Source organism: Streptomyces sp. NPDC051555, from assembly GCF_044454405.1.
GTDB lineage: Bacteria > Actinomycetota > Actinomycetes > Streptomycetales > Streptomycetaceae > Streptomyces.
In genome coordinates, this window is record NZ_JBITDP010000002.1 from 958092 (window position 1) to 972127 (window position 14036).

The window sequence follows — 14036 nt, forward strand, 5'->3', positions numbered from 1 at the left end:
TGAATGAGTGGCGAGGCATCCGCTTCCACCGGCGAGGTCAGCCAGCACAACACGGGCGGGATCAACGTCGCCAACACCGGAATCATCCACACGGTGGTCGTCCACGCAGGCATCCAGCCGTCCGGCACGCCGCTGTGGATGGCACCACCGCCGCCAGGGCCCGTCGTCCCGAGGCCCGGACTCGTGGCAGCGCTACGAGGCGCGCTGCTGTCGGACGTCGACGGTCCTGTCGCCGTCACCACGGCTCTGGAAGGCGCCGGCGGCTTCGGCAAGACCACGCTCGTCGCCGACCTCTGCCTCACCGACCCCAGTGTTCGCGCGCGATTCACCGGTGGCCTGCTGTGGGTGACACTCGGCCAGAACGCAGCCGGCGCCGACCTGGCGGCCAAGGTGAACGGTGTCTGCGGGCTGCTGTCCGGCCAGGAGTTCACCAGCCCTGACCCGCAACAGGCGGGATTCCGGCTCGGCGCTCTGCTCAGCCGGCGGCCCGACACCCTTCTGGTGATCGATGACGTGTGGCACGCCGCGCAACTCGCACCCTTCCTCATCGGTGCGCCGCGCTGCCGACGGATCATCACCACACGCAATGCGACGGTACTGCCGCGCTACGTCTCGTCGATACGAGTGGATGCCATGGAGATCGACGAGGCCGTTCAGGCGCTGACCCAGGGGCTGCCCGGCCTGCCGCGGCCGACGATCGACCAGCTGGTGGAGCTGACGGGACGATGGCCCGTACTGCTCTCGCTGGTGAACGCCGCCATGGCGGAGTCCGTGCGGCAGGGAGCCACTGTCGCGCAGGCAGGGACATGGGTGCTGGACCGGTTGCTCGCCGGTGGCCCGGCAGCTCTCGACGTGTCCGATGCGTCGAGTCGGGACCAGGCGGTGGAAGCGACCCTTCAGGCCAGTCTGGATCTCATGGCCCCTGAGGACCAGGCACGTTACTTCGATCTGGCGATCTTTCCCGAGGACATCGCCGTTCCCGGCTCCGTGCTCGCCTTGTTGTGGTCCGGGACCGGTGGCCGGCTGAGCCCGGCAGCGGCCGATCGGCTCAGGTCGAGACTGAGCTCGCTGTGTCTGGCGTCGGGCGCCTGGGAGGACGGCCCGGCCCTGCGGCTGCACGACGTGCTGCGCAGCTATCTCCGGCACCGTCAGGGGGCCGCCTGGCTGGCTGAGCGGAACCGGACGTTGATCGATGCCGTCAGATCGACCATCGTGCCGTCTTCCGGCACGCCGGAGGACGGTGGAACCGCCTGGTGGCGGTTGCCTGATGACGCGGGCTACCTGTGGCGGAACGTCACCTACCACCTGGCGGAGGCGGACGCCGGGACGGAACTGACCGACCTGGTCTGCGATCCGCGATGGCTACTGGCCCGGATCGAACGCCACGGGCCGGTCGCGGTCGGCGGCGATCTGGCACTGTCCGATGCGCCGACGGCAGAGGAACTGCACCGTGTCGTCGGACAGCAGGCACATCTGCTGGGCCGGCTCCGGCCGGGGCTGGCGGACACCCTCCTGTCGCGTATCCCCGTGACCGATCGGACGGAACGGTTCCACAGCCGAGCGGCCCGCGTGCTGACAGGGCCGCGGCTGACTCCCTTCTGGCCGCTCCCCGACCTACCCGACCCTGATCTGGACCGGACGCTGGAGGGGCACACCAGCGCGGTCCGTGCCTGCGCCGCCTCGCCCGACGGCCGCTGGCTGGCTTCCGCGGGATTCGACCGCTCCCTCCGGATCTGGAACGTCGCGACGGGTGCGACGCGCCAGGTGCTCGACGGTCACACCGGCTGGATCTGGGGGTGCGCATGGACACCGGACGGCGCGTCGATCGCGTCCGCCGGTGACGACGGCTCGGTTCGGGTGTGGGACGTGCGGTCGGGGATCTGCCGGACCGTGTCGACGGGGCACGAGGGCGCGGTGATGAGCTGCGCCGTCGCACCGGACGGCACCTGGCTGGCATCCACCGGCGTCGACGGCACCATCCGGGTATGGGACGTGCGCTCCGGGATCTGCCGGACCGTGTTGACGGGCCACGAGGGCGCGGTGATGAGCTGCGCCGTCGCACCGGACGGCACCTGGCTGGCATCCACCGGCGTCGACGGCACCATCCGGGTATGGGACATGCGCTCCGGGATCTGCCGGACCGTGTTGACGGGCCACGAAGGCGCGGTGATGAGCTGCGCCGTCGCACCGGACGGCACCTGGCTGGCATCCACCGGCGTCGACGGCACCATCCGGGTGTGGGACGTGCGCTCGGGCACGGAACGGGTGTCGCTCGCGGGCCACGAGGGCTGGGTCAACGCGTGTGCCGTGGCGGCCGACGGCACCATGCTGGTCTCCGCGGGTACGGATCGCACCGTCCGCGTCTGGGACGTGGCGACCGGGCAGCTGGGTCTGACCCTGTACGGGGACACCGGAGGCGCCAACGCCTGCGCCATGGCCCACGACGCGAGCTGGATCGCCGCGGGCGGTTCGGACGGCACGGTCCATGTCTGGCGCCCGCGGTGGGGCGAACCCGACCGCGGCGGGATCTCCGGAGCGGCGGCCGTACGCACACAGGTCCGCGCCCCCGTCGAACCGGTCCGCCAATGCGCCGTGTTTCCGGGCGGCGGCCGGATCGTGTCCTCGGGTGACGACGGGGTCGTGCGCCTCTGGGACGTCGCCACGGGAACCGAACTGGCCGCCCGGAACGCGCGCACCGGAGGGGTGGCCTGCTGCGCCGTCTCACCGGACGGCTCGTGGTTCGCCTCCAGCGGCGCCGCGAGCGGCTACGACAGCACCCTTCACCTGTGGAGGCCCGACGGTCACGCACCGCACATCACGCTGACGGGCCACACGGCCTGGGTCGAGCGCTGCGCGTTCACTCCCGACGGCACACAGGTGGCGACCGTGAGCAGCGACGGGACGCTCCGCCTGTGGGACACCACCGACGGCAGGCCTCTCGCGGTGCTCGGCACGAACCTCGGTCAGCTCTTCGGCTGCGCGATCTCCCCCGACGGGGCCAAACTCGCCTCGTGCGGAACGGACAGGCTCGTGCGCCTGTGGGACATCGCGTCCCGTGCCCTCGTCGCCGTCCTGCCCGGCCACACGAACCGGGTCACCAATTGCACGTTCTCGGCCGACGGCTCGTGGCTGGCCTCCGCCGCCTACGACGGGACCGTCCGTACCTGGGACACCGCTACAGGGGCCCCGTTGCTCACCCTGGCGAGCGGCGACGGCGCCACTTGGGACTGTGCCGTCTCCCCGGACGACGCCTTGATCGCGAGCACCAGCACGGACGGCGTCATCCGGATCTGGGACGCGGTCACCGGCCGCTGCCGGAACGCGCTGCGCGTGGAGCAGGAGATGCGCTCATGTGCCTGGATCTCCGACACCCGCCTGTGTGCGTCGGGGTATGCGGGTGTCTACGTGCTCGACTACACCGCCGGAGGCTGATCCACCCTCACAGGATGCCCTTCGCCGGGAGGACGACGGCCGCGGATCGCGGCGGCAGGTCGACGCACCCGTCGCCGACTCCGGTCCACGAGTCCTCGCCGACGAGTCGGCAGGCCAGCCGCGGGCCGATCCCGTCGATCCGGACCGAGGTGGCCCCGGCGCCGTAGTTGGCGACGGCGAGGGCGGGCTCACGCGTGTGGCGGTGCAGGTAGACGGCATAAGGATGGTGTGACCGTCCGTCGGCGGACCGCACGTCGGCGCCGACGGTGTCGCGGAACGTCCCGTCCCAGAACCAGTCCCGGAGCTCGGTGCGCAGTGCGTCCATCCGCCGACCGTAGGCGATGGTCCGCGGGAAGTCGGACGGCCGCCCCTTGAAGTTGAACGGCTCGTAGCTGATGAGATACCGGTACAGCAGACTCTGGTTGATGATGTTGCGGTCGTCGAACCCGGTGACCGCGGTCATCATCTGCGCCTGCGGAAGCAGGTACCGGTGGAGCGGGAGGTGATCGGGCTTCGCACTCTGAAGGTACGACAGGTGATACCGCTCGAACTCCCAGTCGTACAGCCGTTCCCCGGCATAGAGGAAGTCGGGGCTCTGCAGCGTCTGCCTGGAGAGCCGGCGGACGAGTTCGTTGTCGTTCGCGTGGACGGGCCAGGGGAGCGGATGGCCGTGGCCGGCGTCGAAGCACAGCCGGGCATCGGCGTGGTGCTGGCACTGGTCGAACAGCATGCCGGCCGCGCCCAGTGCGACGACGGTGGCGAACTCCTTCTCGCAGGTGGCCAGGTAGCGCTCACTGCCGAAGCACATCGGGACGAGGTGGCGGACGTTTATGCCGAGCAACTGGGTCGGAGTCTGGTAGCGGTAGTAGACGCCGTTGTACGGGTCCCCGAACGGGTCCTTGACCGTGTCCGCGGCGATCTCCGGGTACCGGGGGGCCGTCCGGTCGCCCCAGGTGAACTTGCAGAAGAGCACCACCCTGACACCGAGAGCGTGGATCCGAGCGATCGCGTCCCGCAGTTCCTCGAAGGTGCCGAGCCTGGGATCGGGCTGGTGGAAGGGGTAGCCGCGATCCTGACCACCCTCGTTCCAGCCGACGAGCTGGATCGCCCGGATTCCCGCGTCGACACATTCCCGTCCCACCTCGGGCAGTTCCCGGAAGGGGATGCGCAGCTCGTCCTCGGGGGAGTTGAGGTGCAGCTGGAGCCAGGAATGCGGCTCGTCCGCCCAGGCGGGCGCGGTCGGGCCGGTCATCCACTGATCCCGCCACCGCCGGTAGATGTCCGCCCCGGCGTGCCAGTCGCCCCGGAACCACTCGACCGCGATCGGGGTGAGTCGCCTCGTCGCACCGGGCGGAACGTAGGGCAGATGGACGGTGGAGAACCGGATCGTCGCATCCGGGTCCGGCAGCCCGGTGACGGTGTCCGCGAACCCGGGAACGAGCTCCGAATGCCAGCTCACCAGATCGTCACCGCGCTCCGCGACGCCGACGTACAGGCCCTGGTCGCGCGCCAGGACCAGCATGAAAGGGGAGCCGGGCGTCACACCGGCGTTCGGATCGTCGAAGCTGGCCATCTGTGTCGGGTGGTCGACGCCGTGAGGACCGCAGTTGCTCTGGAAGCGCGGCCACAGCCGTAGCTGCACCGCGGTCGTCTGGGACTGGCAGAAGCTGTGCAGCTCCTCGTCCGGAGACGGCGGGCGAAGGTCGCCGAGGCAGGGCGTCCAGACGTTCTCGACGGTGTACTCGGACTCGTTGTCCACCGTCGTCTCGAAGAGAGCCCGCCGTCCGGCGACGCTGATCCGTTGCGTGACACCGATCGGGTGTTCGCCGCCGTGCTCGGAGCGCACCCTGCGCCAGCGAAGCGTGATCTCGCCGGCGGAGGCACCGGACAGAACCTCGGGGGGATCTTGCCGTTCGCCGTAGGCGAGGTTGTTGCGCCGCCCGGGAAGCGGGACGAGCAGCCGGAACCCGGCTGCCAGGTCGAGCCGATCGGTGACGCGCCAGCCGGTCTCGGTCGACTCCACCCGTGCCAAGGCACCGGTGCGCCGATCGATCAACAGCTCGATTCCGTTGCTGGACAGCTGGACCAGATCGGTCGCCGTCATCGAACGCACCCACCTCCGAGCAGAAGGCGCTGGCGTCCATCGACGCCCGCACCGCCCCGCGGCCACCCGCACGAGACGACCACAGAAGCGATGCCGCGGTCAACCGGCCTGCCAACGGACCCAGGCGCGCCCCGGGCTCCCCGCCGACCGGCGGGGAGCCCGGGGCGTGGTCCGGGGTCGGATCAGCCCTTGCGGTGCTTGCCCTGCAGGGCGTCCTTGGCATCGGACATGGTCTTCTTCGTCTCGCCCACGGCCTGGTCGATCTTGCCTTCGGCGGTCAGCCGCTCATTGCCGGTGACCTTGCCGGCGGCCTCCTTGGCCTTGCCCTTCGCCTTGTCCGCAGTTCCCTTGTCGGCCATGGTGGCCTCCTTCACGGTTGGTGTGGATCGTGCGGCGCCCGGACCTCCGGGCCGCCGCATCCGTACCTCTCACTGCGCCCCTGCCCCGTGCTTCCCGTCCCATTCGTCCGGGCGGCCATCCGTCACGGTTCGGCCGTCCGTCACGGTTCGGCCGTCCGTCACGGTTCGTCGGAGGCGTTCCCGCCCTCCGGCTTCGAGCCGAGGTTCCCGTACCCCTTCATCTCGTGCGCGGTACGACGGCTGCCGTCGGCCGGGAAACCGGCGCCGTCGGGCTCGCGCGCCCCCTCGGTGTGCCGGCCGCGCCCGGGCCGGCGCGGCTGATCCTCGGCGCGGGGCGGCGCCGGCTCGCGCCTACGGCGTCGGATGCCCAGCCACACGGCGCCGACGAGCAGCGCCGCGACGACCACGCCGATGACGAGCACGACAGCGGACGAGGCACCCACGGCGAGCTCGACGGATGCGAAGGGTGCGAGGGACGGGTTCGACATGTCGGATCCTTCCTGTTGCGGCGGGGCGGCCCCGAACCGGGGACCGCACCCCGCGGCTACCCGCCCGGCCGGACCGCTAACGCGGCGGGTTCTTGCCCCTCCTGCGCAGGAGCAGGAACGGCAGCAGTAGCCAGCAGATGACGAACCAGCCCGTGACGAAGCCCGTCAGCGGCCAGGCGATCCAGTGCGCGGTGGCGACGCGGAGCAGCAGGAGCACGGCCGAGGTGACGGTCAGTGCGAGCAGCACGATGCCCACCGAGACCAAATGGCCGGCCGCGTCGACGAGTTGTGGCTTGAGGTGCTGGCCGGCCAGCATCCGGTGGTAGGCGACGGGCGCGATCAGGGTTCCGGTCGCCAGGGCGCCCAGCGTGACGGTGACGACGTACAGCGTCCGGTCGAAGGCTGCCAGCCCGTGGAAAGCGGGCATGAAGGCGACGCTCAGCAGGAAGCCGAAGAGGATCTGCGCCCCGGTCTGCGCGACCCGTACCTCTTGGAGCGTCTCGTTCCAGCGGCGGTCGGCCCGCTCCGCCTCCGTCTCCGTACGATCGGCCGCCATGACGGCGTCCTCCTTCGCGCCCGGGACCGCGGCCCGCCGGCGGTCCCCGTGCGCGTCTGCCCGCTCCGGCTCCCGCTACACCGGCCCGGTCGGATCGGGACGCGGGGGAACGTAGATCTCCAGGACGCAGATGTCGTCGCGGTGCCCGTCGCGCAGGCCCGCGAGGGCGGTGGCCAGGGCGCCGCTACGGCCTTCCCGCACGAGCCGCAGGGCCGTCTCGGCGAGCTGGGCGAGGCCCAGCCCGATGTCCTCGCCCGGCTCCTCCACCAGGCCGTCCGTGTAGAAGAGCAGGTGGTCGCCGGGCAGCAGGTCCGTCACCTCCTGCCCGTACGAGGAGCCGAACGCGGCGCCGAGGAGGGTGCCCTGCGGCTGCGGCAGGTAGGTGGCCGCGCCGTCGCGGATCAGCAGCGGCGGGAGGTGGCCCGCCCGTACCCAGGTCAACCGGTGGTCCCAGGGCTGGTAGCGCCCCATGACCATGGTGGCGGTGGCGCTGTGGGCGTCCGTAGCGGTGTGGAGCAGCAGGGCGTTGAGTCGGGCGAGCGCGTCGGGCAGGGGCGATCCGGTGATGGTCATGCCCTTGGCGGTGAAGCGCAGTTGGGCCATCGTGCCGACGGCCGCCAGACCGTGGCCCGCGACGTCTCCGACGACGAACAGCGCGCTCTTGTCGGGGAGTTCGATCGCGGAGTACCAGTCGCCACCGACGTTCAGACCGCTGTCGGCGGGCAGGTAGGCCACGTCGACGCGCAGACCGGCCAGTTCCAGCGACTGCTCGGGGATCGGCAGCAGGGTGTCCTGGAGCCGGGCCCCCAGCGCCCGTTCGGCCTTGAGGGTGCCGCGCTGGACGAGGTTGGCGCGTTCGCTCTCGCGCAGGGCCATTTCGGCGGCCCGTAGCGCGGTCAGGTCCTGGAAGAAGCCGTGCACCTCCAACGGGCTTCCGTCCGCATCCCGTTGGGCCTCGGCGACGATCCGCAGGTGCCGCAGGCCGTCCGGCGCGGCGATCCGGAAGTACTGGTCGATGGCCGTGCCGTCGCCCAACAGCCGCTGCACGGCCGCGCCCAGTGCGGGCAGGTCCTCCGGGAGCAGGTGCTCGGGCAGCTCCTCCAACCGCATGGGTCCCAGGGCGGGATCACGGCCGAAGACGGCGTAGACCTGGTCGGACCAGGTGACGGTGTCGGTCAGCAGGTTCCAGCTCGCCCAGCCGAGGTTGCCCAGTCGCTGGAGGTCGTCGAGCCGGCGCGTCTCCCGGTCGGTGGTGTCGTGCCGGATCCAGGTCACCACCAGGCGCTCGCCCAGTCTGGTGGCGCGCACCGAGTAGGTGGACCGCTCGGGGACTCCGGCGCTCACGTCCTCGTACAGGAAGGGCTCGCCCTCGTAGACCGCGCCCAGGGTCAGCGCGTCCAGGTACCCCTCCCACAGCGCGGTGCCCGCGACGGTCGGGTAGGTCTCCAGCACCCGCCGGCCGACCAACTCCTTGCCGTGGCGCCCCGCGACGTCCACCGACTGCGGCGAGGCGGCGTCGATCCGGTAGTCCTCCACCTCCCCCGTCCGCCCGCGCAGCGGGCTGAGCAGGACGACCGGTCCGGACATGGCATCGAAGATCGTCTGGATCGCTTCGACGTCCGCCTGGAGCGGCAGGCTCCCCCGGACCGCCCCGCCCTCGTGCAGGAGTCCGCCGCACAGTCGGACGGCCCGCCTGAGCAGGGTCCGGGTGCCGGCGGTGAAGGGGCCCCGCCGGGTGCGGAGGAAGCCGACGACCGCCGCCCCCGCTCCGTACCCGGGTACGGGCAGCCAGGCGCGCGAGGGCCACCGCTCGGGCGGCTCCCCGATCAGCAGGTACCGGGCCGCGTCCAGATCCGGATCTTCGAGCCACACCGCTTCCCGTGCCTCGATGGCCTCCATCGCGGCGATGCCGCTGAGCGGCGGGACGTGGCTCCACTGCTCGGCCAGCGCGTCGTCGATCCCCGCGTGCCCGATCAGCTTCAGGCTGCCGGCGGTGGTCAGGGTGTAGATCATCACCGCGCCGAGGTCCTCGGCGTCCGCCAGTGCCTCGTACAGCCGCCGGGCGGTCTCGATCGGGGTGCGGGCGCCGGCCAGGGACCGGGCCAGGGCCGCGAGGGCCGTGCGGTGCCCGGTCGGACGGCCGCCGTCGGCGACGACGTAGCGGCCGGTGTCGAAGGGTGAGGGGCCCGGCTCCCGCGGGAGGGTGGGCACGGCCCCGGCGGCCGGGACCGCCTGCGCCGGCGTCGCCGCCGGGCCCGCGCCGGTCACGCGGCCCAGGGTGAGCCAGCACTCCTCCAGGAGGGTGCGGCGGTGCTCCGCGGCGCGCTCCAGCAGCAGCCGGTTCGCGGTGTCGGCCGTGACGCCTTCCCGGGCCATGAGCACGCCCTTGGTCCGCTCCACGACGGCCGTCATGGAGGCCAGTCCCTCCAGGTCCACCACCTCGGCGCGCAGCCTGGAGACGACCTTGGCCAGCGCCAACACCTCTGGTGTCGCGCTCGCGCCGCCGTCGGGAACCCCGGATTCACCCGCCATATGTCGAGCATGGCACGCCACGGGGCCGGTGGAAGCCGTTCTCGCCGGTCAACCCCCATGACCGGACCGGCGGCGGCCACCTTCAAAAGGGGTTACGAGCGGCCCGCGCCGTGGCCGCCGCCCCCGCGATGACGCCCAGCACTCCCGCGAGGGTGCCCGGGTATGAGCCTGCTGCGCCGCGATTGATCCGGGATCCGGGATCCGGGATCCGGGATCAGGCGAAGCTCAGGGGCCGTCGGCCCGCCCGGCCTCCGTCCAGTGGAGCCGCCCCGCGTGGATCAGTCGGAGCTGGCGCCGTGCCGTGTCGGTGACGTCGGCCCAGGCGTTGCCCTCCAGGGACGCCGCCAGGTAGGCGGACGCCGTCATCACCATGTGGTCGACGTAGAGGCGGGCGAGCATCAGCAGGTCCTCGGGGCTCCACCCGGCGCCGAGCGGGTCGGCGGCGAGATTTTCGGCCATGTCCCGGGCGAAGCCGTCCAGCCGTCCGGCGACCGCCTCGCGCACCCTGCGCACCCCTCCGTGGCGTTCCCGGACGATGAAACGGAGGTGTGCCGGGTACGCGCGGACGAGTCCGGCCATCAAATCCACTGCCTGGTCGATGCGTCGGGCCGCGATCCCGGCGCCGTCGAAGAAGATCGCGGCGATCCCCTCCTCCAGGTTCTCCAGCGCCTCGTCCACCAGGGCGACCCCCAGTTCCTCGATGCCGGTGAAGTGCCGGTAGAAGGCCGTCGGCGCCACTCCCGCCGCGCGGGTCACCTCGCGCAGACCGAGGCTGCCCAGGCTCTGCTCCTCCAGGAGCGAGAGCGCGGCGTCCAGCAAGGCCCGGCGCGTACGGAGGCGTTGGGCCTGACGGGCCCCGACGGTCTGGTTCATGACGGAAAGTAAACCCCCATCCTGCGGCGACCGCATGCCATCATTTAGACTGACCAGTCAGTGAACAACTGTTACCGATTCTAGGAATCCGAAGGAGGAAGCACGATGCTCTTCCTTGTAGCGGCCCTCTTGCTCTTGGGCATCCTGCTGGGAACCGTGGCCCACGTCCCGGTGGCGGTCTCGCTCGTCGCGACGGCCGTGATCGCCGTTTGGCTCACGGTCTTCGCCGTACGGGAGCGGACCGGGCGCCACCACCGCGTCGACCGTCAGGGGAGTTCCTCATGACCACGCACCGACCCGCCGTCCGGGAGCGCCGCTCCACCACCCCCGCCCCGGAGCTCCGCGCCGGGGCCCCGACGACCCGCACCGGCCCCGACGACCCGACTCCCGGGGCCCGTTCGGCCGGCACGACGGACACAGCCGGTGCGACCGGCGCGACCGGCGCGGCCAGTACGACCACCACGACCGACACGACCCGTTCCGCCGGCGACGCGCGTGCGGCCGGCGATGCCGACACCATGGCCGTCCTCTCCTTCGTGTCCGGCCTGGTCGGGCTCCTGGCCATGAACCTCGTCCTCGGACCCGTCGCGATCGCACTCGCCACCCTCGCCCTGTTCCGCGGAACGACCCGCCCCGCCCGTGCCCGCCTCGGGCTGGCCCTCGGGGTCGCGGACCTCGTCGTCCTGGCCTGCCTCATCAGCGCGGACCACACCTGGTCCTGGAGCCTCGGCTGACGCTCGAAGGACCGGACACAGGGTGTGAGCTATGTTGGGTGACGAGTGACATGAGAGGGAGGCCCGTCGGTGTCATCCGGGCAGCAGGCACGCGCCCAAGCAGCCGCCATCACGCCGGGCGGTCGCTCGCCTGAACCCGAACGCGCCCCCGGCGAGCGGGTCCGCGCGCTGTTCGACGGCCACCGGCTCTCCCCGGGACAGCGGCGGATCGCCCAGTACCTGATCGACCACCTCACCGAGGCCGCCTTCCTCTCGATCACCGAGTTGGCGGACCGGGTCGGGGTCAGTCAGCCGTCCGTGACCCGCTTCGCCGTGTCCCTCGGATTCAGCGGCTACCCCGCCCTGCGGGACGCGCTCCAACCGATCGCCCTGAGCGCGGTCGCGGGCGCCCCCGGGGCCGGCGGGCAGTTCCGCCGCAACGAGTTGCAGGCGGCCGTGGACGCCGAGATCGAGAACCTGCAGAACCTGCGCCACCTGCTCGCCGACACCGAACAGGTGCTGAACATCGGGCGCGAGCTCGCCGGTTCCGTGCCGCTGACGGTGCTCGGCCTGCGGATCTCGGTGTCGCTGGCGGAGTACTTCGCCTACGCCGCCCGGCGCATCCACCCCGACGTCCGCCTGGTGACCCGCGGCGGCAGCGTGGCCTACGACGCCCTGCTCCAATCGCGGGCGGCGGGCGGGACCTGGGTGCTGGCCTACGCCATGCCCCGGCACGCCAAGGAGACGCTGGGCGCGCTGCGGGCCGCGCGGAGCGTGGGGCTGCGCACCGCGCTGATCACCGATCCGACCCTGGGCCCCCTGACGGACGCCGCGGACGTGACGCTGACCGCGGGCACCGGGGCCAGGCTCGTCTTCGACTCCTACGCGGCACCCGGCATGCTGTCCGCGGCCCTGCTCCAGGCGATGGCCGACGCGGACCCCGAGCGGACCCAGGCGCGCCTCGAAAGCTACGAGCAGGTCGCCGACCAGCACGGCTTCTTCCTCTAGGCCGAACCCACACCCGGACCCGCACCCCCACAGCCGGACCCGCACCCCGCACCCCGCACCCGGCTCCACACCCGGCTCCACGACCGATTTCCGGGGCCGGGTTCCATCTCGCCGTCGTATGTAATTTTTCATTCCCTTGCTTACCCGACGGTATATATGTTTACTTGCCGAGCGCCCCGGATCCACCAGACGCCACGGAGAGCTCACCCCAAGCCCTCCCGGAGACGGGCACGCGGTGCGACGCCACTCCTCCTCACGTCCCACCCGTGCCCGATCCCGGCATTCGGATCCACCGGAGCGCGCACGGCGGTCCCGGCCAACCCCTGGGCCGGGGCCGCCGCAGCAACGTCTCGATCAGTTCGACACCACTCGGAAGCGACGAGCATGCGCCAGACTGCCTCCATCACGCTCAGCCCCGACTGGCCCTGCCAGGTCAAGGCGCCCGGCACCCAGGACTGGGAACGCACCGCCGTGCACTGGCTACGGGACCTGCTCCCGGCCCGCTACGGCAGCTACCCGACGCTGACCCGCCATCCCGCACTGCTCGCCCGGCACGCCCAGCTCCAACTGCGGCACGAGGTACGGACGATGCGGATCGCCCTGGAGACCAGCCGGGCGGAACTCCCCTCGATGGGCGTGGCCGCCTCCGTGATCGAGAACTCCATCAGGATGTACGCCGTCGAGCTCCAGCAGCTGGGCCGACTGTCCCGCGGGGTCCGCCTCGTCGGCGACGCCCTCCTCGCCCAGGGCGCCGGCCGCCGCGGCTGACGTCAGTCGCGTGCCCAGGTGTCGATGACGTCCTCGGCCGTGGTGACGGTGGCGACCAGGGCCAGGGAATTGCGGATCAGCTGCGGGGTGTAGTCGGCCGGCACCCCGGCGATCGCATCGGCCGGGACCACGACGGTGTAGCCGAAGTTGACCGCGTCGAAGACCGTGTTCGGGATCGCGACGTTGGCGGAGACCCCGGTGACGACGAGGGTGCGGCAGCCGAGGTTGCGCAGCAGGGCGTCCAGGTCGGTCCCGGCCATCGGGGACAGCCCGTGCAGGCGGCGTACGACGATGTCCTCCTCGGCGACCGCGATCGGCTCGGCGACCTCGACCGCGCGCGTGCCCGACAGTTGCCGCACCGGGAGCTTCCCGGCCGCCCGGAAGAGCCGCGCGTTGGAGTTGGCCGCCCGCCCGTCCGGCCGCCGCTCGGCCACCGCGTGCAGGACCTGTACGCCCGCCAGGTGCGCGGCGTCGACCAGTGCGGCCACCCGCCCCAACATGCCGGACGCCTGGGCCTCCTTGGCCAGCTCGGGCAGCGCGCTGTCCGCGCCGACGACCCCGTTCTGGCACTCGACGGTCAGCAGCGCGGTGGTGGCGGGGTCGAGTTGCGCCCTGAGCCGGTCGCGGCGGGCGGCGTCCTGGGACATGCATCCCCCTGGCGTGATGACGGAAGAGCCCTCATGATTCCTGACACATAGTCAGATGTGAAGGGGTGTGGGGCGGATGGACGACGCACAGCGGCGCGGCCGGCGGATCATGATGACCGGCGCGGAGGTGGACGCGTTCCTGCGCGCCGAGCGCACCTGCCGGGTCGCCACCGTCTCCGGCGACGGTCGCCCGCACGTCGGCGCCCTCTGGTTCACCTGGGACGGCACCTCGCTGTGGTTGTACTCGATCACCCGCAGCCGCCGCTGGGCGGACCTGCGGAAGGACCCGCGGATCTCGGTGGTCGTGGACGCGGGCGAGGAGTACGACGAGCTGCGCGGCGTCGAGCTCTCCGGCAGCGCGGTCTTCGTCGGCGAGGCGCCCCGGACCGGCGAACCCTGCCCGGAGTTGGAGGAGGTCGAGCGGCTCTTCCCGGTGAAGAACTTCGGCATCACCGAGATGCCGCACGACGGGCGGCACGCGTGGATCCGCCTCACCCCGGACTCGGTGGTGTCCTGGGACTTCCGCAAGCGATAGGCGGCGGACCGGGCGCCGGAA

At 71.8% G+C, this 14036-nt stretch carries 13 protein-coding genes; 6 read left to right on the forward strand and 7 right to left on the reverse strand.

All coding sequences use genetic code 11. The features are described from left to right. Positions 1-3: 3 nt before the first annotated feature. Complete coding sequence (locus tag ACIBEA_RS08215) at positions 4-3432, forward strand: NB-ARC domain-containing protein (RefSeq protein ID WP_399258994.1); 3429 nt, start codon at positions 4-6, stop codon at positions 3430-3432. 7 nt (positions 3433-3439) lie between these two features. Here ACIBEA_RS08215 and ACIBEA_RS08220 read toward each other — a convergent pair whose 3' ends face one another. The 6 genes from ACIBEA_RS08220 to ACIBEA_RS08245 all read right to left on the reverse strand — a co-directional run bounded on the left by ACIBEA_RS08220 (position 3440) and on the right by ACIBEA_RS08245 (position 10344). Then, positions 3440-5536 (reverse strand): DUF6259 domain-containing protein, encoded by a 2097-nt coding sequence (locus ACIBEA_RS08220; RefSeq protein ID WP_399258995.1) that lies wholly within the window; start codon positions 5534-5536, stop codon positions 3440-3442. Positions 5537-5718: 182 nt separating this feature from the next. Continuing rightward, positions 5719-5895 (reverse strand): CsbD family protein, encoded by a 177-nt coding sequence (locus ACIBEA_RS08225; protein WP_385778393.1) that lies wholly within the window; start codon positions 5893-5895, stop codon positions 5719-5721. A 158-nt stretch (positions 5896-6053) separates the two neighbouring features. After that, positions 6054-6383, reverse strand: coding sequence for a DUF6479 family protein (locus ACIBEA_RS08230; protein WP_399258996.1), 330 nt, complete (start codon positions 6381-6383; stop codon positions 6054-6056). 76 nt (positions 6384-6459) lie between these two features. Beyond that, positions 6460-6939 (reverse strand): DUF6328 family protein, encoded by a 480-nt coding sequence (locus ACIBEA_RS08235; RefSeq protein WP_399258997.1) that lies wholly within the window; start codon positions 6937-6939, stop codon positions 6460-6462. A gap of 75 nt (positions 6940-7014) precedes the next feature. Next, positions 7015-9471 (reverse strand): SpoIIE family protein phosphatase, encoded by a 2457-nt coding sequence (locus ACIBEA_RS08240; protein WP_399258998.1) that lies wholly within the window; start codon positions 9469-9471, stop codon positions 7015-7017. Positions 9472-9696: 225 nt separating this feature from the next. Next, complete coding sequence (locus ACIBEA_RS08245; RefSeq protein ID WP_399258999.1) at positions 9697-10344, reverse strand: TetR family transcriptional regulator; 648 nt, start codon at positions 10342-10344, stop codon at positions 9697-9699. Positions 10345-10449: 105 nt separating this feature from the next. On the opposite strand from ACIBEA_RS08245, the gene ACIBEA_RS08250 reads away from it, so the two are divergent. The 4 genes from ACIBEA_RS08250 (at position 10450) to ACIBEA_RS08265 (ending at position 12833) form a co-directional block, all read left to right on the forward strand. Further along, a complete protein-coding gene (locus ACIBEA_RS08250; RefSeq protein WP_399259000.1) occupies positions 10450-10629 on the forward strand; it encodes a hypothetical protein in 180 nt (59 codons plus the stop codon). Next, positions 10626-11078, forward strand: a complete 453-nt coding sequence (locus ACIBEA_RS08255) for a hypothetical protein (RefSeq protein WP_399259001.1) — start codon at positions 10626-10628, stop codon at positions 11076-11078. Before ACIBEA_RS08250 ends, ACIBEA_RS08255 begins: the two co-directional genes overlap by 4 nt. A gap of 69 nt (positions 11079-11147) precedes the next feature. Continuing rightward, positions 11148-12065: a MurR/RpiR family transcriptional regulator gene (locus ACIBEA_RS08260; RefSeq protein ID WP_399259002.1), complete on the forward strand. Its 918-nt coding sequence runs from the start codon at positions 11148-11150 to the stop codon at positions 12063-12065. Between the two features lie 384 nt (positions 12066-12449). Next, entirely contained in the window at positions 12450-12833 is a 384-nt protein-coding gene (locus ACIBEA_RS08265; protein WP_399259003.1) for a hypothetical protein, read from the forward strand. Between the two features lie 2 nt (positions 12834-12835). On the opposite strand, the gene ACIBEA_RS08270 is transcribed toward ACIBEA_RS08265, so the two are convergent. Further along, positions 12836-13480: a cysteine hydrolase gene (locus ACIBEA_RS08270; protein ID WP_399259004.1), complete on the reverse strand. Its 645-nt coding sequence runs from the start codon at positions 13478-13480 to the stop codon at positions 12836-12838. A gap of 76 nt (positions 13481-13556) precedes the next feature. On the opposite strand from ACIBEA_RS08270, the gene ACIBEA_RS08275 reads away from it, so the two are divergent. Continuing rightward, positions 13557-14015: a pyridoxamine 5'-phosphate oxidase family protein gene (locus tag ACIBEA_RS08275; RefSeq protein ID WP_399259005.1), complete on the forward strand. Its 459-nt coding sequence runs from the start codon at positions 13557-13559 to the stop codon at positions 14013-14015. Positions 14016-14036: the final 21 nt, after the last annotated feature.

Excerpts from the sequence above, each read along its gene's own strand:
- ACIBEA_RS08255 (WP_399259001.1), top strand. The coding sequence starts at position 10,626 with ATGACCACGCACCGACCCGCCGTCCGGGAGCGCCGCTCCACCACCCCC.
- ACIBEA_RS08245 (WP_399258999.1), bottom strand. The coding sequence starts at position 10,344 with ATGAACCAGACCGTCGGGGCCCGTCAGGCCCAACGCCTCCGTACGCGC.
- ACIBEA_RS08270 (WP_399259004.1), bottom strand. The coding sequence starts at position 13,480 with ATGTCCCAGGACGCCGCCCGCCGCGACCGGCTCAGGGCGCAACTCGAC.
- ACIBEA_RS08220 (WP_399258995.1), bottom strand. The coding sequence starts at position 5,536 with ATGACGGCGACCGATCTGGTCCAGCTGTCCAGCAACGGAATCGAGCTG.
- ACIBEA_RS08230 (WP_399258996.1), bottom strand. The coding sequence starts at position 6,383 with ATGTCGAACCCGTCCCTCGCACCCTTCGCATCCGTCGAGCTCGCCGTG.
- ACIBEA_RS08250 (WP_399259000.1), top strand. The coding sequence starts at position 10,450 with ATGCTCTTCCTTGTAGCGGCCCTCTTGCTCTTGGGCATCCTGCTGGGA.
- ACIBEA_RS08275 (WP_399259005.1), top strand. The coding sequence starts at position 13,557 with ATGGACGACGCACAGCGGCGCGGCCGGCGGATCATGATGACCGGCGCG.
- ACIBEA_RS08225 (WP_385778393.1), bottom strand. The coding sequence starts at position 5,895 with ATGGCCGACAAGGGAACTGCGGACAAGGCGAAGGGCAAGGCCAAGGAG.
- ACIBEA_RS08215 (WP_399258994.1), top strand. The coding sequence starts at position 4 with ATGAGTGGCGAGGCATCCGCTTCCACCGGCGAGGTCAGCCAGCACAAC.
- ACIBEA_RS08240 (WP_399258998.1), bottom strand. The coding sequence starts at position 9,471 with ATGGCGGGTGAATCCGGGGTTCCCGACGGCGGCGCGAGCGCGACACCA.
- ACIBEA_RS08265 (WP_399259003.1), top strand. The coding sequence starts at position 12,450 with ATGCGCCAGACTGCCTCCATCACGCTCAGCCCCGACTGGCCCTGCCAG.
- ACIBEA_RS08235 (WP_399258997.1), bottom strand. The coding sequence starts at position 6,939 with ATGGCGGCCGATCGTACGGAGACGGAGGCGGAGCGGGCCGACCGCCGC.